The sequence below is a fragment of the Amycolatopsis sp. NPDC102522 genome, from assembly GCF_055584485.1.
The window spans coordinates 199,855-219,218 of sequence record NZ_JBVJLY010000003.1 but is presented as its reverse complement, the minus strand read 5'-3'; the positions used below and the strand labels follow the sequence as shown (position 1 = coordinate 219,218).

The 19,364-nt window shown below is 67.0% G+C and carries 21 protein-coding genes; 16 read left to right on the top strand and 5 right to left on the bottom strand.

All coding sequences use genetic code 11. The annotated features are described in order from the left end of the window. Positions 1 to 308 precede the first annotated feature (308 nt). Positions 309 to 1,433, top strand: coding sequence for a serine hydrolase domain-containing protein (locus ACZ6YV_RS11230; protein WP_465509466.1), 1,125 nt, complete (start codon positions 309 to 311; stop codon positions 1,431 to 1,433). On the opposite strand, the gene ACZ6YV_RS11225 is transcribed toward ACZ6YV_RS11230, so the two are convergent. Further along, positions 1,430 to 2,281 carry a M15 family metallopeptidase gene (locus ACZ6YV_RS11225; RefSeq protein WP_465509465.1) on the bottom strand — a complete coding sequence of 284 codons (852 nt, stop codon included), beginning with the start codon at positions 2,279 to 2,281 and terminating at the stop codon, positions 1,430 to 1,432. The two genes, ACZ6YV_RS11230 and ACZ6YV_RS11225, sit on opposite strands and share 4 nt — an antisense overlap. Positions 2,282 to 2,909: 628 nt before the next feature. On the opposite strand from ACZ6YV_RS11225, the gene ACZ6YV_RS11220 reads away from it, so the two are divergent. The 6 genes from ACZ6YV_RS11220 (at position 2,910) to ACZ6YV_RS11195 (ending at position 8,400) form a co-directional block, all read left to right on the top strand. After that, entirely contained in the window at positions 2,910 to 4,709 is a 1,800-nt protein-coding gene (locus ACZ6YV_RS11220) for a hypothetical protein (RefSeq protein ID WP_465509464.1), read from the top strand. A gap of 81 nt (positions 4,710 to 4,790) precedes the next feature. Then, a complete protein-coding gene (locus tag ACZ6YV_RS11215; protein WP_465509463.1) occupies positions 4,791 to 6,551 on the top strand; it encodes a hypothetical protein in 1,761 nt (586 codons plus the stop codon). Between the two features lie 62 nt (positions 6,552 to 6,613). Next, positions 6,614 to 6,847, top strand: coding sequence for a hypothetical protein (locus tag ACZ6YV_RS11210; RefSeq protein WP_465509462.1), 234 nt, complete (start codon positions 6,614 to 6,616; stop codon positions 6,845 to 6,847). Between the two features lie 27 nt (positions 6,848 to 6,874). Further along, positions 6,875 to 7,108, top strand: a complete 234-nt coding sequence (locus ACZ6YV_RS11205; RefSeq protein WP_465509461.1) for a hypothetical protein — start codon at positions 6,875 to 6,877, stop codon at positions 7,106 to 7,108. Between the two features lie 65 nt (positions 7,109 to 7,173). Then, complete coding sequence (locus ACZ6YV_RS11200; RefSeq protein ID WP_465509460.1) at positions 7,174 to 7,665, top strand: hypothetical protein; 492 nt, start codon at positions 7,174 to 7,176, stop codon at positions 7,663 to 7,665. A gap of 234 nt (positions 7,666 to 7,899) precedes the next feature. Then, positions 7,900 to 8,400: a GNAT family N-acetyltransferase gene (locus ACZ6YV_RS11195; RefSeq protein WP_465509459.1), complete on the top strand. Its 501-nt coding sequence runs from the start codon at positions 7,900 to 7,902 to the stop codon at positions 8,398 to 8,400. A gap of 4 nt (positions 8,401 to 8,404) precedes the next feature. Here the strand turns inward: ACZ6YV_RS11195 and ACZ6YV_RS11190 are convergent, their stop codons facing one another. From ACZ6YV_RS11190 to ACZ6YV_RS11175, 4 genes are read right to left on the bottom strand one after another with little or no spacing between them, the layout of a single operon-like run. After that, positions 8,405 to 9,838 (bottom strand): hypothetical protein, encoded by a 1,434-nt coding sequence (locus tag ACZ6YV_RS11190; RefSeq protein ID WP_465509458.1) that lies wholly within the window; start codon positions 9,836 to 9,838, stop codon positions 8,405 to 8,407. Between the two features lie 9 nt (positions 9,839 to 9,847). Then, positions 9,848 to 11,011, bottom strand: a complete 1,164-nt coding sequence (locus ACZ6YV_RS11185; RefSeq protein ID WP_465509457.1) for a hypothetical protein — start codon at positions 11,009 to 11,011, stop codon at positions 9,848 to 9,850. A 13-nt stretch (positions 11,012 to 11,024) separates the two neighbouring features. Next, positions 11,025 to 11,363: a hypothetical protein gene (locus ACZ6YV_RS11180; RefSeq protein ID WP_465509456.1), complete on the bottom strand. Its 339-nt coding sequence runs from the start codon at positions 11,361 to 11,363 to the stop codon at positions 11,025 to 11,027. Then, positions 11,363 to 11,938 (bottom strand): YbaB/EbfC family nucleoid-associated protein, encoded by a 576-nt coding sequence (locus tag ACZ6YV_RS11175; RefSeq protein WP_378238590.1) that lies wholly within the window; start codon positions 11,936 to 11,938, stop codon positions 11,363 to 11,365. The genes ACZ6YV_RS11180 and ACZ6YV_RS11175 overlap by 1 nt, the downstream gene beginning before the upstream one ends. 180 nt (positions 11,939 to 12,118) lie before the next feature. On the opposite strand from ACZ6YV_RS11175, the gene ACZ6YV_RS11170 reads away from it, so the two are divergent. From ACZ6YV_RS11170 to rplW, 9 genes are all read left to right on the top strand, one after another. Then, positions 12,119 to 12,265 (top strand): hypothetical protein, encoded by a 147-nt coding sequence (locus tag ACZ6YV_RS11170; protein ID WP_020633314.1) that lies wholly within the window; start codon positions 12,119 to 12,121, stop codon positions 12,263 to 12,265. A gap of 365 nt (positions 12,266 to 12,630) precedes the next feature. After that, on the top strand, positions 12,631 to 13,005 hold the full coding sequence (rpsL, locus tag ACZ6YV_RS11165; RefSeq protein WP_003102113.1) for a 30S ribosomal protein S12: 375 nt from the start codon (positions 12,631 to 12,633) through the stop codon (positions 13,003 to 13,005). Next, on the top strand, positions 13,005 to 13,475 hold the full coding sequence (gene rpsG / locus ACZ6YV_RS11160; protein WP_005166770.1) for a 30S ribosomal protein S7: 471 nt from the start codon (positions 13,005 to 13,007) through the stop codon (positions 13,473 to 13,475). The genes rpsL and rpsG overlap by 1 nt, the downstream gene beginning before the upstream one ends. 63 nt (positions 13,476 to 13,538) lie before the next feature. Beyond that, on the top strand, positions 13,539 to 15,638 hold the full coding sequence (gene fusA / locus ACZ6YV_RS11155) for an elongation factor G (RefSeq protein ID WP_465509455.1): 2,100 nt from the start codon (positions 13,539 to 13,541) through the stop codon (positions 15,636 to 15,638). Positions 15,639 to 15,762: 124 nt separating this feature from the next. Next, positions 15,763 to 16,956, top strand: a complete 1,194-nt coding sequence (gene tuf, locus ACZ6YV_RS11150; protein WP_378238595.1) for an elongation factor Tu — start codon at positions 15,763 to 15,765, stop codon at positions 16,954 to 16,956. Between the two features lie 412 nt (positions 16,957 to 17,368). Next, entirely contained in the window at positions 17,369 to 17,674 is a 306-nt protein-coding gene (gene rpsJ / locus ACZ6YV_RS11145; RefSeq protein WP_003102098.1) for a 30S ribosomal protein S10, read from the top strand. Between the two features lie 31 nt (positions 17,675 to 17,705). Next, positions 17,706 to 18,356, top strand: coding sequence for a 50S ribosomal protein L3 (gene rplC, locus ACZ6YV_RS11140; RefSeq protein ID WP_276366386.1), 651 nt, complete (start codon positions 17,706 to 17,708; stop codon positions 18,354 to 18,356). Between the two features lie 2 nt (positions 18,357 to 18,358). Further along, a complete protein-coding gene (gene rplD / locus ACZ6YV_RS11135; RefSeq protein ID WP_378238596.1) occupies positions 18,359 to 19,048 on the top strand; it encodes a 50S ribosomal protein L4 in 690 nt (229 codons plus the stop codon). Further along, a complete protein-coding gene (gene rplW, locus ACZ6YV_RS11130; protein WP_378238597.1) occupies positions 19,045 to 19,356 on the top strand; it encodes a 50S ribosomal protein L23 in 312 nt (103 codons plus the stop codon). Before rplD ends, rplW begins: the two co-directional genes overlap by 4 nt. The last annotated feature ends 8 nt before the right edge of the window (positions 19,357 to 19,364 follow it).

Sequence of the window (19,364 nt, the reverse complement as noted above, 5' to 3'; positions counted from 1 at the left end):
CCACCCGAAGCGCCCCTGGCCCCAGGCCAGGGGCGCTTCGCTTTCCCCACCCCTCCTCCGCTCCTCGCCCCCCTCGGCCCCCCGGATCGCGTTTAGCCCGCTAAACGCAGGTCACGCCTCTGGCCGCCGGGATCGCGATTAGGGGGCTAAACGCAGGTCACGCCTCTGGCCGCCGGGATCGCGTTTAGCCCGCTAAACGCGATCCGGGCCGGAGGGCGACGAGCGGTGCGGTATCCGCCTGGATGCGCGACGGATGGCGGGCGATCCCGAGGCCGTCGGCCGAAAAGATGGTCGACATGGATTCCCTTGTGACAGAAGACAACACAGCCATGGAGAACCTGCAGTCCGCCTTGGACGGTGTCCATCGCGCGGGAGTACCCGGCGTGTTCGCCGAGGTGCGCGCAGGTGGACGGAGCTGGCGCGCCGCCGCCGGAGTCGCGGACCTCGAGACCGGCCGTCCCGTCGAGCCGGAGATGAGGCAGCGCGTCGGCAGCGTCACCAAGACGTTTGTCTCCGCCGCGGTTCTGCGACAGGTCGAGAGCGGCCGGATCGGGCTGGACACGCCGATTGGCGACCATCTGCCCCAGCTGGTCCCGGGTGAGCGCGGCCGGGCGATCACGATCCGCATGCTGCTCAACCACACCAGCGGCCTCGCCGAGTACCTGCCCTACGCGTTCCCGTCGCTCAAGGAACTCGCCCCAGGGAGCCTCGACGACAACCGATTCCACCGGTTCCGCTCGGCGGACCTGATCGCGATGGGTGTCGGGACGCCCGCCACCGGCGAGCCGGGAAGCGCCCCCGGGATCTACTCCAACACGAACTACCTGCTCCTGGGCGAGCTCCTGGAGCAGTTGACCGGCACCTCGGCGGAGGAGCACATTCTCCACACCATCATCGAACCCGCGGGTCTCGCGAACACCGGGTTTCCCACCGGCCCGCAGATCGAGGAGCCGCACTCGCGGATGTACGAGGCGCTGTTCGGGGCGATCGATCCGCCGCGCGACTACAGCGTCTACGGCATGTCCTGGGTGATGACCGGCGCCGGCCTGGTCTCGACCGTCGAGGATCTCAACCGCTTCTACGGCAAGCTGCTCGGCGGAGAGATCGTCAGCCCGTCTTCGCTGGCGGAGATGCAGCGCTTGGTCCCGGTCATCGCGCAGGATGGGCGGGTGATCGACTACGGCCTCGGCCTGTACAAGACCGAGATCCCCGGTCACGGCACCTTCTGGGGTCATGACGGCACGGTCTGGGGAGCGATGACGATGTCCTGGACCCGCGCCGATGGCGGAAGGCAGTTTTCCGCCGCGATGAACCTGGTGAGGTGGCGCAAGCCGGACGTCGAGGGCACGTCGCACCCCATCGACGACGCGTTGGCGACCCTCAAGCACCAGTCCCTCTGCGGCCCCATCGCCGGATCGCCTTTAGCGGGCTAAACGCGATCCGGCCGGCGGGAGGCGTGACCTGCGTTTAGCCCCCTAATCGCGATCCGGGGGCAGGGGGCCCAGGTCAGGGAGTGGCGGGTGACGGGGAAGTCGAAGTAGGTGTCCGGGAACGGCTCCCCGTTGAACGTGTAGTGCCACCACTCCTCGGCGAGGTTCCGGAAGCCGGCGGCCGCGAGCGTGTCCTTGAGCAGTCGCCGGTTCGCCCGGGCCTCGCCGGTGATCCGCGGGTCGTCGGTGTGCGAGAGCGTGTCGAAGCAGTCGTACCCGGTCCCCATGTTGACAGTGTTGTCGGGGAACCGGTCCGGCGCGAAGCATGGCTTCAGCGCTTCGCCCGGCCGATAGGGGCGCTGCGGCCGGGGCGGTAGCTTCACGATCGTCAGGTCCACCGTGCTCCCGCGGCTGTGCCCGGACTTCTCCGCGATGTACCCGTCGTCGAACAGACGGTCCTTCGCCACGTTCGGATAGAACTCCGCCTTCATTTTCTCGTCGCCGAGGTCCTTGGCCCACCGGACGAAGTGGTCGACGGCGCGCTGCGGCCGATAGCAGTCGTACACCTTGAGCGTGTAGCCCTGCCACAGCAGCCGACGCTGGGCCGCGCGCAGACCCTCCGCGGCCTGCCGGGTCAGGAGACACAGCGGCTGGACGTACCCGTCGACCTTCCGGCCGACGAAGTTGTGCTGCCCCCGGTACCGGATCTCGTGCAGGATCGTCGGCGCCACCTCGGAGAGCGCGACGAACTCCGGTGGCGCCTTCGGCTCCGAAGCCTCGGCCGGCGCGGGCATCGCGATGAGTACGGCGAGCGCGGCGACGGCCAGCGCCCTTCTGAACGTCTTCGGCATGGCCTTGTCTTACCGCCTCTGAAGGCCCTGCGGACCCAGGTCAGGACCAGAGTTCCCGGCATCTCGTAACGAACCCATAACGCCGCCGCGCGAGCCGGCTGCAGGTTACTGGTCCGTTGTGACCTGCAGTAGTGCCGCCAAGTGGTCTAATTCCCAGTACTCGGAAATCCGCCACCCGTTCGGCCCAATGGCGCATCCGCATCGTGGGAAATTCACCCTGTCGTGGCATGTCCCATTCTTTGATCACGAGATTGACACTCCGGCGGCTTCACACGAGTATTTCGCCCATGCAATCCCCAGTCGCCTTGGTGTGGCGCCGGCACGTTGACTTGCGGCAGCAAGCAAGCGCGCTGTGTATGGATTCCTGAACTAATCCGGGCTCGTCGCGTTCCGCTGAATTCGCGTATCCGAAACGGATGCGCCCGTTCTTCGCGCGCTGACACTTTACGCTGTGCCGCAACGGTTCCCTGTGTGAACCGGCGGCTGATTGCTTTCCCTTGATTCGTGCCGGTGACGCCTGCGCGAAATGGGGGAGAGGTGTGCCGATTATCTGGCGCTTCGGTAGCGAAAACAGGGAGAAAGAATGCTATCCAACTCGTCCAAGCGACGAAAAGTGGTGATAGGCGCCATGGCGGTGGCGCTCGCCGTGGGCACGGTGACCTTCACCGGTTCCGCGACGAACGCCTACGCCGACGTCCAGGTCGTCAAGGACGCGAAGAAGGCGGCCGACGGCAAGGAGTACTGGGTCCAGAACCACCTGGTGTCCAAGGACGTCGCGGCGTCCCGCAGCGCGGACGGCAAGCGCAAGAAGTGGCTGCTGGTCTGGGCCGGTGACGAGAACATCGCCGACACCCTGGTCAAGGACATCAAGAACCTGCCGGGTTCGCTCGGCGGTGGCCTGAACAAGATCAAAAACGCGTTGCCCGGTCCGGACTTCCTCGCCGTGATCGACGCGACGCAGGGTTCGCCGACCTACGGCAAGGTCGTCAACACCGCCACCGTCGGACCGCTCGTCGAGAACGAGCCCCACCACATGCAGTACGTGTGGCACAAGGGCGACACGATCTACGCCGGTGCGTTGTTCGCCGCCGCGACGTACGCGTTCGATGTTTCCGCGTTGCCGCAACTGAAACTCAAGGGCGTCAGCCTCCCGACCCAGACTCTCGGCGGTTCCGTGCCGGACGCGTACTGGGTTCTCAAGGACGGCACCGCGTACGGCACGTACATGGGCGGCCCGGTCGTGCCCGGCCCGCACACCTACGCCAACGGTTCCACCGTGGTGGGCAACGGTTTCGCCGGCAGCCCCGGCGAGGTCGTCCGCTTCGACCAGAACGCGCAGGTGCTTTCCGAGTCCCCGGCGGCCACACCGCAGGGCGACAACAAGAAGCTGTGCGACAACCTCCCGCAACTGGACAAGCCGACTTGCGCGAACCCACACGGCATCCAGGCTCGCGAGGACCTCAACACCCTGGTCACCAGTGACTACGCCGAGCCGCGCAACATCATCCTCGACCCGGTGAAGCAGCCGTCGCCGTATCTGCGGCGGCCGACCGTCCGAACGTGGGACATCTCCGACCGCAACAAGCCGAAGCTCAAGACGGTCTCGTACCTGCCGGACGGTCCGCGAGCCGATCCCGCGGACCCGCTGCACGCCGAAAGCCGCGCGGTCATGGAGACCACGGTGACCAACCAGCCCGGCCACAAGGGCGCGTTCGCCCAGACCATGCAGGGCGGCGCGGTGTTCTACACGCCGGACATCACCGCCAAGGAGCCGCACTGGATCCAGGTGTTCGACGACGGCGCCGCGAACAAGGCGATCCACCCGAACAACGACTCCAACGGCGGCGGGTCGAACGGCGGCTGGATCCAGACCAGCCCCGACGACAAGTACCTCTACCGCGCGATCACCGGACGGTCCAAGGGCGCGCTCGGCCCGGACGACCCCGGCACCACCGGTGGCGTGTACGTCCTCGACATCCAGAAGCTGCTCGCCGCGGGCGACAAGGTCGAGAACATCAACGGCCGGATCGACACGAAGGAGAAGTCCCAGCAGGGCGGTGGCGGCGACCTGCCGACCGTCGTCGGCGCGGCGCCGATCAACCCGGGCACTTCGGGCGGCGGCCCGCACTGGGGCGCGTACGACAACTTCGTGCTCGGTGGCGACGGCTACTACCGCGAAACCGACAAGCCGCAGCACCTCGCGGTGTCGAACTACTTCGTCGCACGGTCCGGTTTGGACGGTGACCACAAGGTCAACCTGCTGAACCTGGGCGAGGACGGGAAGATCGCGGTCGACCAGAACTTCCGGGACGAGTTCACCGGACAGGTCGGGATCAACTTCAACCGGAAGACCTGGCCGCACGGGTCCTTCGGCAACGCCAAGCCGCACTCCGAACTGTTCGTCGTGGCTGACGCGGATCTCAAGTAACCCTGCTCGGCGCGGAAGGCCGTGGGCGGCGGGCACACTCCGCCGCCCACGGCCCCGCCGACCTACTCGGAGAAGGTCCCCATGGATCACCACGTCATACCGGCGAGCTCGGGTTCGGCCGGCGTCGATATCGCCCTGGTCCTGCTTCGGCTCGGTCTCCTGCTGGCGACGGCTTTCCTCGCCGGCACGGGAATCCTTCGCCCGCTGGTGGGCGAACTGCCGCGACGCCTGCACCTCACCATCGCCGCCCTCGGCGGGGTTTCCGCCGCACTCGCCGCGGTTTCCGCCTTCGCGACCGACGTCAACGCCTTCGCGCTGATCGTGCATCTCGTGCTCGCACTGGCCGTTCCCGTGCTGATCCGCCGGCCATCCGTCGGCCGTTGGGCGTCCCTCGCGCTCGCCGCTCTTGCGGTGCTCGAAACCTCGCTCGGGCGGACAGGCGTCGAGTTCGCCATCGATACCGTCTACGTCGCCGCGGCGGCCCTGTGGTTCGGTGTCACCGTTCTTTCCTTTTGGGTACCCGCCGAACAGTGGCGCCAGACGAACTTCCGGCTCGGTCCGCTTTCCTTGACCCTGGGCGGACTTCTCGTCGTCGCGGGCGCGGTCCAGCTGTTCTCCTCGGGCCTCGGCCTGGATCGCAGGATCTACGGAACGCTCTTCGGTGTCACGCTGCTGGTGATCACCGTTCTGCCGGCTGTCGCCACCGTTGTCGCCGGATTCTCCTTATCGGACAAGGATTCCATGCGTGCTTACCGGTTCGGCGCAGCCGCTGTGGCTGTCGGATTCGTCGCCTGGAGTGCCCTCGCCGCCATTCCCCGACCACCCGAACCGCCGACTCCCGGTGTCGCGCTGCTCTCCGACGCTTCCTTCGGTGACCAGCGATTCCCGGTACTGGTGAGCCCGCTGCGGCCCGGCAAGAACCTCGTCCATTTCCCCGCGAGCGCGGGAGAAGAGCTGTCCGCGGGTATCGACGGTGGCCTGGTCGGCAAGGCCATCGTGCGCCCCGGCGCCGAGGGAACCTGGGCCGAGGTCGACCTGCCGGCGGGCCGCAGCGACCTGATCATCAGCCGCGGCAGGGAGAAGACGACGATCAAGGTCGACGCGGGTGACGAGCAGAGACCCGCCATCGCGGACACGGACGCGCCCGAATGCGCTTCGGCTGCGCTGGGCGGCCTGATCGCCGACCGCCGCGAGGTCCTCACCTCATGCCCCGCGGACGCGCTTTCGAGTGAGGACAGCGGTTCTCTCGTCAAACTCGTCGAGTTCCTCGCCGGGCGCAAGCCATCCGCGCTCACCCTCGTCGAAGACACCTCGCCACGCAGCGTGGCGGCCGCGAAGCTGGTCCGCGAGACCGCGGCACGCACCGGCCTCCCCGTGCAGACCGAGGCGGGTCCGAACACCGCGCTGGTCGTGGTGTCCGGCTGGGCGGGCGGCTACACGGCGATGACCCGCGCGGCCGAGTCCCAGCGGCTCAAGCCGACCCATCAATACGGCCTGTACCTGGCGCCGTGGCTGCTCAACGGGCCGATCGTCAACGCCGTCGCCAGTTCCTCGGTACCGCTGAGGTTCGACCCGCGCGAGCAGGTCGCGGTGAGTTTCGCCGTCGCCGCGGGCAACGCCTTCGGCGGCGAAAGCCCCACGCTCGGCGGCTTCCGGACCTGGCTGGGCGACCAGTGGCGGGCGATGAACGGCGACGTCCAGATCTTCGCCGCGGCGCAGGTCAACGCCATGCCGATGTACCCGGGCGAACCGCACGCCGTCGGGATGATCGCCGACCGGAACTACGCGGGGCAATGGATCCCCGACGGCACGATCGTGCCTGTCAGCTCGGTACTGCGGTGAAGGATTCCGCTCGATTCCAGCAGCGGTAAGGCTCGATTTCAACCAAAGAAAAGGGAGAAGAGATGAAGCGAATCGCGGCCCGTGTGCTGCTGCCGCTCGCCGTCGCGGGCGCGCTGTCCGGACTCGCCGGAGGGGTCGCCTCGGCCGACCCGCTGCCGGGTCTGCCCACCGGTGGCGGCAACCCCGCGGTCTGGCTGATCCCCGGTCTCGACCTCGGTGGACTGCTCGGCCCGGCCGTCCCCGTGCCCACCGACCTCCTCGCCCCGATCTACGGGATCATCACGCCGATTTCGTAAGAACCGTTACCCGTAAAGGAGAATCCCATGAAGAAGACCTTCGTCCGCGCGGTCACCGGCGCGGCGCTCGCCGGCCTCGTCGTACTCGGTTCGGCCGCCCCGGCGCTCGCCGCCGAGACAGCCCCGAACGATGTTGTGGTCGTCGACGAACCCGACACGAGCGACCTGAACAACATCTGGACGTTCGCGCCGCTCGGCGTCCCGGTGCTCGGTCTCATCCAGTCCCTCAACGGCGTTCCCGGCAAGCTGCTGCCGTCCTGATTCCCCGTGGCGGCGCGGCTCTCGGGCCGCGCCGCCACTTTCGGCGTTTCCAGTGAGGAGAACCGATGGCCGACAGACAACTGATCGGGCGCATCGCCATCGCGGGGATCGTGGTGGCCGCGCTCGCGACCTGCGTGGTGCTGCTCAACGGCGGTGAGGAACCGCAGGCGGAGACTGTGGCCGTCGTCGGCGAGCCGACCGGGGCCGCGCCGTCGCGCGAGCCGGATCGCACGATCACGCGGACGCTGAGTCAGCCGCGGTCGCAGCCTGTGTCGAACGACTGGCAGATCGCTTACGAGCTCGGCGGGACGGGGACCGCGACCGTGGTCTACGACTCGAACGGGCTGGGGCTCGTGCACCAGGAGCTGCAGGTGACGCTGCCGTGGCGCAAGGAGCTCACGTGGAAGAACACCGGCACCCCGCCGACCGTCCAGGTGATGGGGCAGGGCGAGGGTGCCGTCGAATGCCGGGTGGCCGTGGGCGGCGCCGTCGTCACGTCCCAGAAGTCCACCCCCGGCGAGGTCGCGACCTGCGCCGGCCGCCTCGCCCCCTCCTGACCAGCCCGCCGGATCGCGTTTCGCCCCCTGATCGCGATCCGGCGCCCCGACCCCGGCGCGTCGCGTTTAGCGGGCTAAACGCGATCCGGGGCCCGGCACCCTCGCGGTCCCCAAGTCGACTTTCGCGGGCTAAACGCGATCCAGGCGCCGTGGGACGCGGACCTGCGTTTAGCGGGCTAAACGCGATCTGGGCGGTGGGGGAAAACGGGTGGCACGGGTCGGCAGAATGAAGCCATGACCTGGAGCTTCGAAGTCACCCCCGTCGATCACCCGGACGCCACCCAGCTGCTGCGCGAGTACCTGGACGAGATCGCGTCCCGCTTCTACGGACGTCAGATCAGCGACGAGGAGCTCGACGCCGCGCTCGAGGAGCACCACAGCCGGGATCTGACCCCGCCGACCGGCGCCTTCCTGCTCGCGTGGCGCGACGGGGAGCTCGCCGGCTGCGCCGGGCTCCGGGTCGCCGCCCCCGACATTACTGAGCTCACTCGCGTCTTCCTCCGGCGGGAAGAGCGCGGCAAAGGCGGTGCGGCGCTGCTCGTGGCCGCTGCCGAAGACGTCGCCCGCGGCCTCGGGGCCACGCTGATCCGCCTCGACACCCGTGACGACCTCGTCGAGGCGAGGGCCCTGTACGCGCGCCTCGGCTACGAAACGGTCGAGCCCTTCAACAACGACCCCTTCGCCAATCACTACTTCGCGAAGCCCCTGGCCCCGGCCCTGCCGGATCGCGTTTAGCCCGCTAAACGCGACGCGGGCGCGGGCGGTAGGTCGCCTTGGCGAGGAGGGCACCGGCGAGGACGGGGGCCAGGCCGATCAGCAGCAGGAAGAAGCCGGTGTCCTTGCCCTCGATCAGCGGATGCCACCACAGCGGTGTCACGGCGATGTCGACGACGTCGCCCCGTGCCGGGAACGTCCCGAACGACATCCACCACAGGTCCTTGACCTCGTGTGTCTCGCCGCCGAGTTCGTAGGTGCCGTCCACCAGGTTGCCGTTGCCGCAACTGGTGCAGTTCGACGTGCCCGCCTCCGCCAGCAGGGTCGCGGTCACGGTGAGCCGCGCCTCGGGTGCGAGCCCGGTCAACGCGGTCAGCGAGTTCACCGCGAGCGCCAGCCCGGGCAGCACCAGCGCGAGCGCGACGACGGTCCGCGCCACCAGGGACAGCGAAGACAGCGGCTGACGGCCTGTCGCTTCCCGGCGCGCGTTGAGCGGGACGCGGAGCCCGGCGAGCGGCCCCCGCCGTCCACCGAGCCATCCGGCGTCGCTGGTATCCGAAGCCTTGGCGGCAGAACGGAAGTCCGTGTCCTCCCAGTCCACTGTGGACGCCAGGATGGCCAGGCGGCGGGAGTCGGCGAACATCATCTCTTCGGTCAGCGTCCCGGCTTCGGCGGCCCACAGTGAGCCGCCGTGGAAAGCCACCTCGCGGACCCGGAACCACGGGTCGCCCGCCAGCAGAGCACGGACGTCCGGGGTCAGGAGGGCCGCGGCGAACTCCGGATCCGACGTCGTCACGGTGAACCGGCGGTCGAACTCCGTGCCGGTCTCGAACCGTCGAAGCAACGCGTCCGGCTTCGGTGCCCCGATGGTGTTCCGCGTGATGCGGGCGTCCTCCAGTGGCGTGAACCGTTCCGGTTCGAAAGCACCGATGGCGGGAGTGATGACGACCGACGGCACGACCGGCGTCCGCAGCTGGATCAGGGCGTACGTCCCATCAGTCAGGTCAGCTGTCCTGGCCAGCTCGGGGAAGCCCTCCGAACCGCCGCCGAGCCGGTACTCGACGCCGAGCAGCCGGTGCCCGTTGTGGCCGAACTCCACCGCCGTCACCACGGAATCGGGAGACGCCTGGGTGACGGCGATCCCCCGCGAGGGGAGTACGCCGAAGGAAGGCTCACCGGACCCGTCGAGCCTGCCGATCCACGTCTTCTGCCGATACCCCCGCCACGCCGCCAAAGCCGCGATGACCAGCGGGAACGCGAACCACAGCCAGCCGGGAACCGCGGACCCGGCCGAAAGCCAGTACAGCGACGTCTCCGAGACGAGAATCCCGCAGAGCGCGTAGCTGACAGCGGCCGCGGTGGGCCGCCGTCCGTCGAACCGCCCGCCGAGCAGCAACAGCGCCAAGGCCAGGGTGTAACCACCGGCGATGAGCCACGGCCCGGCCAGCTGATCGTCCATCGGGCGACCCTACTGGTCCATGTCGAGGTTCTCGCGGGTCTCCTTCTCGCTGTGGTGCCCGCCGGTGTCGCCGTACTCCTGCCCGGCGATGGTGGTCTTCGAGTTGTCGATCGTCTTGTTCACGAAGTCGAAGCCCGCCTTGCCCTGATACGCCGAACCCTTCGACAGATCGCCGGGATTGACCCCGACCACCTGCTTGATCGCCTGGTTCGGCACCCCCTTGAGGACGTCCTTCGCGGCATCGCCGAACGTGCCCAGCTGCGTCCCGGAGCCCTTCGCGAACGCGCCGACGATCGACTTCTCCTGACCGGGTGTCATCCCGATCTTGCCGGCCTTCGTCAGCTTCGAACCCTGTTTGACCAGGTCATCGGTCCACTTGAGCATGAAGCCCATGAACTTGTCGAGCAGCTTCCCGAGCTTCCCGAGGTGCTTGGTGATCTTGCTCATCGCGCTGGCGGCCTTGGCGATCGTCGCGGTCATCGCGCCCGCCACCGACGAGCCGAGGCTGACGACGGACGCGGCCAGCGCGGGCAGCCAGATGTAGATCGCCCAGGTGACCAGCTCGGAGATGATCGATTTGACGACCTCTTCGATGACGGTCATCACCATCGACCACATCTGCAGCGTCTCGGCCACCGTGCCGGCGCTGTTGCCGATGCCCTTGATGCCGACGGCGAAGTCGCCGAGCGCGTTGCGCGCGGCGTCGCCCGCGTCGCCAACCCAGTCCTTCAGCGACTCGTCGCCGGTCTTGACGAAGTCGTCGGCCAGCGTGACGAAGCCCTTCGCGATGTTGCCGAAGTTGCCCGCCGCGGTCTTGAGCGCCGGACCGTCACCCGTGACGAAGTGCAGCGCGTCCTGCAGCGGCTGGATCAGCTCGATCAGGATGTTCAGGCCGTTGCTGACCAGCCAGCCCACCGGGTCGAGAACGAAGCTCGCGAGATCCGCGCCCGCCCCCGCGATGAAGCCCGCCCCGTCCTGCACCAGCTGCCCACCGGCGGCCACGAGGTCGCCGGGGCCCTGCGCGGCGCTGAACTTGTCGTAGGCGGTGGCGACGGTGGCGACACCCTTGCCCGCGATCGGCACCTTCTTCGCCGCGTCGAGCGCGTTCTTGCCAAAGCTGTCGTCACCCGTGATCTTGACGCCGCCGGCGATACTCGCCTTCTCGTCGGTCATGCCGTCCCCCAGCTCACTTCGGTCCGTCGATCTTGGCTTCGTACTTGCCCAGGGTGATCGTCGCGTCGTTTTCGAAGCCGTTGTAGATCGACGCCGCCTGGGTCATCTTCCCGGAGAACGCGTCGACCCCGGTCTTCATCAGTTCGAGCAGTTCACGCAGGTCGGAGAGCTTGCCGGTGTAGGTCTGCTTCACCGCGAGCCCGATCAGGCCCCACGACTTGTCCGTGACGTCGGCCTGGTCGACGAGGCCGCCGAACTTGCCGGCCTCGTCCTTGTAGTAACCCAGCTTGTTCGCGTAGTCGGTCAAGTCCTGCGTCTTGACCGCGTGCCCCCCGGCGCCTGGTCCGGTCATCAGTGGTCCTCCTCGTCGAACAGGTTCTTGAGGAACTGGTCACCGGCCGAATCCCCACCCGCCGCCGGGCGGCCGGTTGTCGGTTCGTCCGACCGCCGGAGCACCGTTTCCTCGCTGAAGTCGTCCTCGTTCCGAGGGCGGCGAGGGGTGCTCTGTGGTGGCTCCTCCGACATCTGAGACCGCAGATCGTCCGCCGTGGTTCCCAGCGCTTCGGCTTGGGCTTCGAGAACCTGTTCTTCGACGTTCAGATGGAACGTCCCGCCGAACTGCGCGTCGACGATCCCGGCCTGTTTCCGCGCCGCGTCGGCCACCGCGGTGTGCAAAGTGGACAGAATGGCGGCGGCGAGCTGTTGTGGTTGCTGCCGAAGGGCTTCCGGGGACAGGCGGATGTCTTTCACGGACCCTCCCGGCCCCGCGACGACGGTCACCGAGCGGTCCGGTGACGCCGCCACCGACTCCAGTTCCGCCAGTTCGCCCTGCATCTCGCCGACCTTCGCGAACTGCGTCTCGGCCTGTTTGATCTTGGATTGGAATTTCTCGAATTCCGCGACGAGCTGTTCGAACTCGGCCGACATGGAGCCTCCCCGTGCTTGCGGTGCGTCATCCGGCCAACACTGTGACCGGTGTCATCGTGACCCATTCACCGGTTTGACGCGATGGTGTGCTTTCCGGATCCATCCGGCTCACCCGTCGGGGGAATAGGTAGCGTGGTTCGCCGAGCAGGGCGGTATCAGTACGAGCGAGGGGAGGGCGTCGTGGACGCCGAGCAGCAGGAAAGCACCGAAGAACCCAGGCGGGGGAGTCACGCGGCGCCGGAGGGGGCACCCGTTCACCCGTTGATCGACCTCAACCGGGACCCGCATCCCGGCCGGGCGGACCACGCCAAGCCCGACGAGGAATGAGCCCTCTGCCGGAGGGGCCATGCCAAGGCCGACGGGGAATGGAACGGCCCGAAACGCCGTTCCATCAGGGTGGCCGCGGCGTGACGCCCGGCACGATATAGTTATCGACCCCCCGATTTGGCCGGTCCGGAAGTGGCCGGGTATCTTTGGAGACCGTGCCCGGCAGGCGTCGGGCCGTCCCGTGTGCCGTGCGGCATGGACGGGGTGCTCAGGCATCCGGTCCGAAGGCTTCGCCACACGGGATCCGACGGAAAATCCCTACGGGAAGTTACCGGTCGTAAGACCGTGACGCGGGCCGACACGCCCGACCGCGGGGGCCGGAGACAGACACGTAGTAGCAAGATCGCGAACAGAAAGCTGGTCCATTGCCCACGATCCAGCAGCTGGTCCGTAAGGGCCGCCAGGACAAGGCTGCCAAGCAGAAGACCGCGGCCCTCAAGGGGAGCCCGCAGCGGCGTGGCGTGTGCACTCGCGTGTACACCACAACCCCCAAGAAGCCGAACTCGGCGCTTCGCAAGGTCGCTCGTGTGAAGTTGACCAGCGGCATCGAGGTCACCGCCTACATTCCCGGTGAGGGCCACAACCTGCAGGAGCACTCGATGGTGCTCGTGCGTGGTGGTCGTGTGAAGGACCTTCCGGGTGTCCGTTACAAGATCATCCGCGGTTCGCTCGACACCCAGGGTGTCAAGAACCGTAAGCAGGCGCGCAGCCGGTACGGCGCGAAGAAGGAGAAGAGCTAATGCCCCGCAAGGGTCCGGCCCCTAAGCGGCCGCTGATCTCTGACCCCGTCTACGCATCCCCGCTGGTCACCCAGCTGGTGAACAAGGTGCTGAAGGACGGCAAGCGGTCCCTGGCCGAGCGCATCGTTTACGGCGCCCTCGAAGGCGCTCGCGAGAAGACCGGCACTGACCCGGTCGTCACGCTGAAGCGCGCCCTCGACAACGTGAAGCCCACCATCGAGGTGAAGAGCCGCCGCGTCGGTGGTGCCACCTACCAGGTGCCGATCGAGGTCAAGCCGGGCCGCTCCACCACTCTCGCGCTCCGCTGGCTGGTCTCCTTCTCCGCGGCTCGCCGCGAGAAGACCATGATCGAGCGCCTGCAGAACGAGCTCCTCGACGCGAGCAACGGCCTCGGCGCCAGCGTGAAGCGGCGCGAGGACACGCACAAGATGGCCGAGTCCAACAAGGCCTTCGCGCACTACCGCTGGTGATGACCGCCCGGCTGCCGATCAAAGCCTTGCCGGGCCCCAATTTTGAGACAGGGGAACACTCTCGTGGCACGTGAAGTGCTGACCGACCTGAACCAGGTCCGCAACATCGGCATCATGGCCCACATCGACGCCGGTAAGACCACCACCACCGAGCGGATCCTGTTCTACACCGGGGTCAACTACAAGATCGGTGAAGTGCACGACGGCGCCGCCACCATGGACTGGATGGAGGAGGAGCAGAAGCGGGGTATCACCATCACCTCGGCTGCCACCACCACCTTCTGGGCCGATCACCAGATCAACATCATCGACACCCCGGGCCACGTCGACTTCACCGTCGAGGTGGAGCGTTCGCTCCGCGTGCTCGACGGTGCCGTCGCCGTCTTCGACGGCAAGGAAGGTGTCGAGCCGCAGTCCGAGCAGGTCTGGCGTCAGGCGGACAAGTACGAGGTTCCTCGTGTCTGCTTCGTCAACAAGATGGACAAGCTCGGCGCGGACTTCTACTTCACCGTCCGCACCATCGAGGAGCGCCTCGGCGCCCGCCCGCTGGTCATCCAGCTGCCGATCGGCGCCGAGAACGAGTTCGAAGGCGTCATCGACCTGGTCCGCATGAAGGCGCTGACCTGGCGCGGCGAGGTCCAGAAGGGCGAGGACTACGCCGTCGAGGACATCCCGGCCGAGCTCGCCGACAAGGCGGCCGAGTACCGGGAGAAGCTGGTCGAGGCCATCGCCGAGACCGAAGACTCCCTGATGGAGAAGTTCCTCGAAGGTGAAGAGCTGACGGAGGCCGAGCTGAAGGCCGGTATCCGCAAGCTCACCATCGCCCGCGAGGCGTACCCGGTGCTCACCGGTTCCGCGTTCAAGAACAAGGGCGTCCAGCCCATGCTCGACGCGGTCATCGACTACCTTCCGTCGCCGCTGGACGTCCCCGCCGTCGAGGGCACGCTGCCCGACGGCGAGACCCCGGTCCTGCGGAAGCCGTCCGTCGACGAACCGTTCGCCGCTCTGGCGTTCAAGATCGCCGCGCACCCGTTCTTCGGCAAGCTGACCTACATCCGGGTGTACTCGGGCAAGGTCTCCTCCGGCGCGCAGCTGATCAACGCCACCAAGGAGCGCAAGGAGCGCATCGGGAAGCTCTTCCAGATGCACTCCAACAAGGAGAACCCGGTCGACGAGGCCCAGGCCGGCCACATCTACGCGGTCATCGGCCTGAAGGACACCACCACCGGTGACACCCTCGCCGACCCGCAGAACCCGGTCGTCCTCGAGTCGATGACGTTCCCGGCGCCGGTCATCCGCGTCGCGATCGAGCCGAAGACGAAGGCCGACCAGGAGAAGCTCTCCCTGGCGATCCAGAAGCTGGCCGAAGAGGACCCGACGTTCCAGGTCAACCTGGACGAGGACACCGGCCAGACGATCATCGCGGGTATGGGCGAGCTGCACCTCGAGGTGCTGGTCAACCGGATGAAGTCCGACTACAAGGTCGAGGCGAACATCGGTAAGCCGCAGGTCGCCTACCGCGAGACGGTGCGCAAGACGGTCGAGAAGCTCGACTACGTGCACAAGAAGCAGACCGGTGGTTCCGGTCAGTTCGCGAAGGTCATCGTCAAGCTCGAGCCGCTCGAGTCCACCGATGGTGCCCTTTACGAGTTCTCCAACAAGGTCACCGGTGGCCGCGTGCCGCGGGAGTACATCCCGTCGGTCGACGCGGGCGCGCAGGACGCCATGCAGTACGGCGTGCTGGCGGGCTACCCGCTCGTCGGGTTGAAGTTCACCTTGCTGGACGGCGCGTACCACGAGGTCGACTCGTCGGAAATGGCCTTCAAGATCGCCGGCTCCATCGCGATGAAGGAAGCCGCGCGGAAGGCCAACCCGGTCATCCTCGAGCCGCTGATGGCCGTCGAGGTCACCACGCCCGAGGACTACATGGGCGATGTGATCGGCGACCTCAACTCCCGCCGTGGCCAGATCCAGGCCATGGAGGAGCGCGCCGGCACCCGTGTCGTCAAGGCGCTGGTGCCGCTGTCGGAGATGTTCGGTTACGTCGGTGACCTGCGGTCGCGTACCCAGGGACGTGCCAACTACTCGATGGTGTTCGACTCCTACGCCGAGGTTCCCGCGAACGTCGCGAAGGAAATCATCGCGAAGGCGACGGGGGAGTAGTTCCCGTCCGCTCGCGGGCATAAGGAACACTCCTGAACGTCCGCGGCATCCGTCAAGAAACGAATCGCCGTCCGACAGCCACGTTGGCCGGTGAGTAAGCAAAACAGTCCAGGAGGACATTCCAGTGGCGAAGGCGAAATTCGAGCGGACCAAGCCGCACGTCAATATCGGAACCATCGGTCACGTCGACCACGGTAAGACCACTCTGACCGCGGCGATCACCAAGGTTCTGCACGACAAGTACCCCGAGCTGAACACCGCCTCGGCGTTCGACCAGATCGACAACGCGCCCGAAGAGAAGGCGCGTGGTATCACGATCAACATCTCGCACGTCGAGTACCAGACCGAGAAGCGGCACTACGCCCACGTCGACGCTCCCGGTCACGCGGACTACATCAAGAACATGATCACCGGTGCGGCCCAGATGGACGGTGCGATCCTCGTGGTCGCGGCGACCGACGGCCCCATGCCGCAGACCCGTGAGCACGTGCTGCTCGCGAAGCAGGTCGGCGTGCCGTACATCGTTGTCGCGCTGAACAAGGCCGACATGGTGGACGACGAGGAGATCCTGGAGCTCGTCGAGCTCGAGGTCCGCGAGCTGCTGTCCTCCCAGGACTTCCCGGGTGACGACGCTCCCGTGATTCAGGTCTCCGGCCTGAAGGCCCTCGAGGGCGACGCCAAGTGGGCCGAGAGTGTTCTCGAGCTCATGGCGGCCGTCGACGAGAACGTGCCGGACCCGGTTCGTGAACTCGACAAGCCGTTCCTGATGCCGATCGAAGACGTCTTCACGATCACCGGCCGTGGCACGGTCGTGACCGGCCGTATCGAGCGTGGCCGCGTCAACGTGAACGAAGAGGTCGAGATCGTCGGCATCAAGGAAAAGTCGACCAAGACCACCGTCACCGGTGTCGAGATGTTCCGCAAGCTGCTCGACCAGGGCGAGGCGGGCGACAACGTCGGTCTGCTGGTCCGTGGCATCAAGCGCGAGGACGTCGAGCGCGGCCAGGTCGTCGTGAAGCCGGGTACCACCACCCCGCACACGGAGTTCGAGGGCTCGGTCTACATCCTGTCGAAGGACGAGGGTGGCCGTCACACCCCGTTCTTCAACAACTACCGCCCGCAGTTCTACTTCCGCACGACGGACGTGACCGGCGTGGTGACCCTCAAGGAGGGCACCGAGATGGTCATGCCGGGCGACAACACGGACATCAGCGTCGTGCTGATCCAGCCGGTCGCCATGGACGAGGGCCTGCGTTTCGCCATCCGTGAGGGTGGACGGACCGTCGGCGCCGGCCAGGTCACCAAGATCAACAAGTGATTTAACGCCGACCCGGGGGTCTGATACACCCCCGGGTTTCAGGCGTCAAATCACGTGTGCAACACTATTCAGGTTGCTCGTCCTGGGGCGGCCGAATCCTGCAAGTCTTTCGACACGCAGGTTCCGGCCGCCCTGGTATGAGCGGCCACGGTCCGCGGAGCACTTCCTTCGGGTGAGCTAGCGGGCAAGGGCATTTGAGACGGCGATTCGAGCATCGCAGCCGGCTCGGTGCCACCTCACGTTGAGGAAGACCAGGCAAGACGAAGATCCCGCGGGATCCGTCTGTGCGTCGGGCGCGACACGCCCGACCGCGTGGACCGGGGACAGGGCCGTTGAGCTGGGAAAACCTCAGTCACGACCGAGGTTTGAAAAGACAAAAGCGGCACGAGACGAGAAGGAACGAGCAGCCACCATGGCGGGACAGAAGATCCGCATCCGGCTCAAGGCCTACGACCACGAGGCGATCGACACCTCGGCGCGCAAGATCGTCGAGACGGTCACGCGTACCGGCGCCCGTGTTGTCGGGCCGGTGCCGCTGCCCACCGAGAAGAACGTTTACTGCGTCATCCGCTCGCCGCACAAGTACAAGGACTCGCGCGAGCACTTCGAGATGCGCACGCACAAGCGTCTGATCGACATCCTCGACCCGACGCCGAAGACGGTCGACGCGCTCATGCGCATCGACCTGCCGGCGAGCGTCGACGTCAACATCCAGTAGCGGCTGGCGAGCGGCGGAGAGTAAGAGACTCATGTCTGACAGGCAAATGAAGGGCATCCTGGGCACCAAGCTCGGCATGACCCAGGTCTTCGACGAGAACAACCGGGTCGTCCCGGTGACCGTCGTTCAGGCCGGCCCGAACGTGGTGACCCAGGTTCGGACCCAGGAGACCGACGGCTACAAGGCCGTGCAGCTGGCTTTCGGCGCGGTCGACCCGCGCCGGGTGAACAAGCCGCGCACCGGCCACTTCGACAAGGCGAGCGTGACCCCGCGCCGTTTCCTTGCCGAGCTGCGTACCACCGACGCCGACACCTACGAAGTGGGCCAGGAGATCACCGCCGAGGTGTTCGAGGCCGGCATCGAGGTCGACGTGACGGGTACCAGCAAGGGCAAGGGCTACGCCGGTGTCATGAAGCGTCACGGCTTCAAGGGCCAGGGCGCGAGCCACGGTGCACAGGCCGTGCACCGCAAGCCCGGCTCGATCGGTGGCTGTGCCACCCCGGGCCGAGTCTTCAAGGGCCTGCGCATGGCGGGCCGGATGGGCAACGACCGGGTCACCACGCAGAACCTGACCGTGCACGCGGTGCGTGCCGAAGACGGCCTGCTGCTGATCAAGGGCGCCGTGCCCGGTCCCAAGGGCGGCCTGCTGTTCGTGCGCAGTGCCGCGAAGGGTGGTAACTGATCATGACCAGCGTCGAGCTGAAGACCCCGGCCGGTAAAGCCGACGGCACGGTCGAGCTCCCCTCGGAGATCTTCGACGTGCAGGCCAACGTGCCCCTCATGCACCAGGTCGTGGTGGGCCAGCTGGCCGCCGCGCGCCAGGGAACGCATGACACCAAGACCCGCGGTGAAGTCCGCGGTGGTGGCAAGAAGCCTTACCGCCAGAAGGGCACCGGCCGCGCCCGCCAGGGTTCGACCCGTGCGCCGCAGTTCACCGGTGGTGGCGTCGTCCACGGCCCCACGCCGCGTGACTACACCCAGCGGACCCCCAAGAAGATGAAGGCCGCCGCTCTGCGTGGCGCCCTCTCCGACCGGGTCCGCGCCGGGCAGCTGCACGTCGTGACCGAGCTGATCGCCGGCGACAAGCCGTCGACCAAGTCGGCCAAGACCGTGATCGCCGCGATCACCCAGGCGAAGCGCGTTCTCGTGGTCCTGAACCGCGACGACACGATCAGCTGGGCGTCCGCGCGGAACCTGCCCGAGATCCACCTCATCGCGCCTGACCAGCTCAACACCTACGACGTGTTGGTCAACGACGACGTGGTGTTCACCAAGTCCGCTTACGACGCTTTCGTCGCCGGTCCCGTCCGGGGCAAGGGCGCCAAGGCTTCGGCGCGGTCGAGCGAGGTTTCGGAAGGGAGTGACGAGCAGTGAGTGCCATCGCCATCGCCGATCCTCGCGACATCTTGCTCGCGCCGGTGATCTCCGAGAAGTCCTACGGGCTCCTCGAAGACCACAAGTACACGTTCGTGGTTCGCCCGGACGCCAACAAGACCCAGATCAAGATCGCGGTCGAGAAGGTGTTCGGCGTCAAGGTGGTCAGTGTCAACACCCTCAACCGCCAGGGCAAGCGTAAGCGGACTCGCGCCGGCTTCGGCAAGCGCAAGGACACCAAGCGCGCCATCGTGACTCTTTCGGCTGAAAGCAAGCCGATCGAGATCTTCGGCGGACCCACCGCGTAAAGGACTGA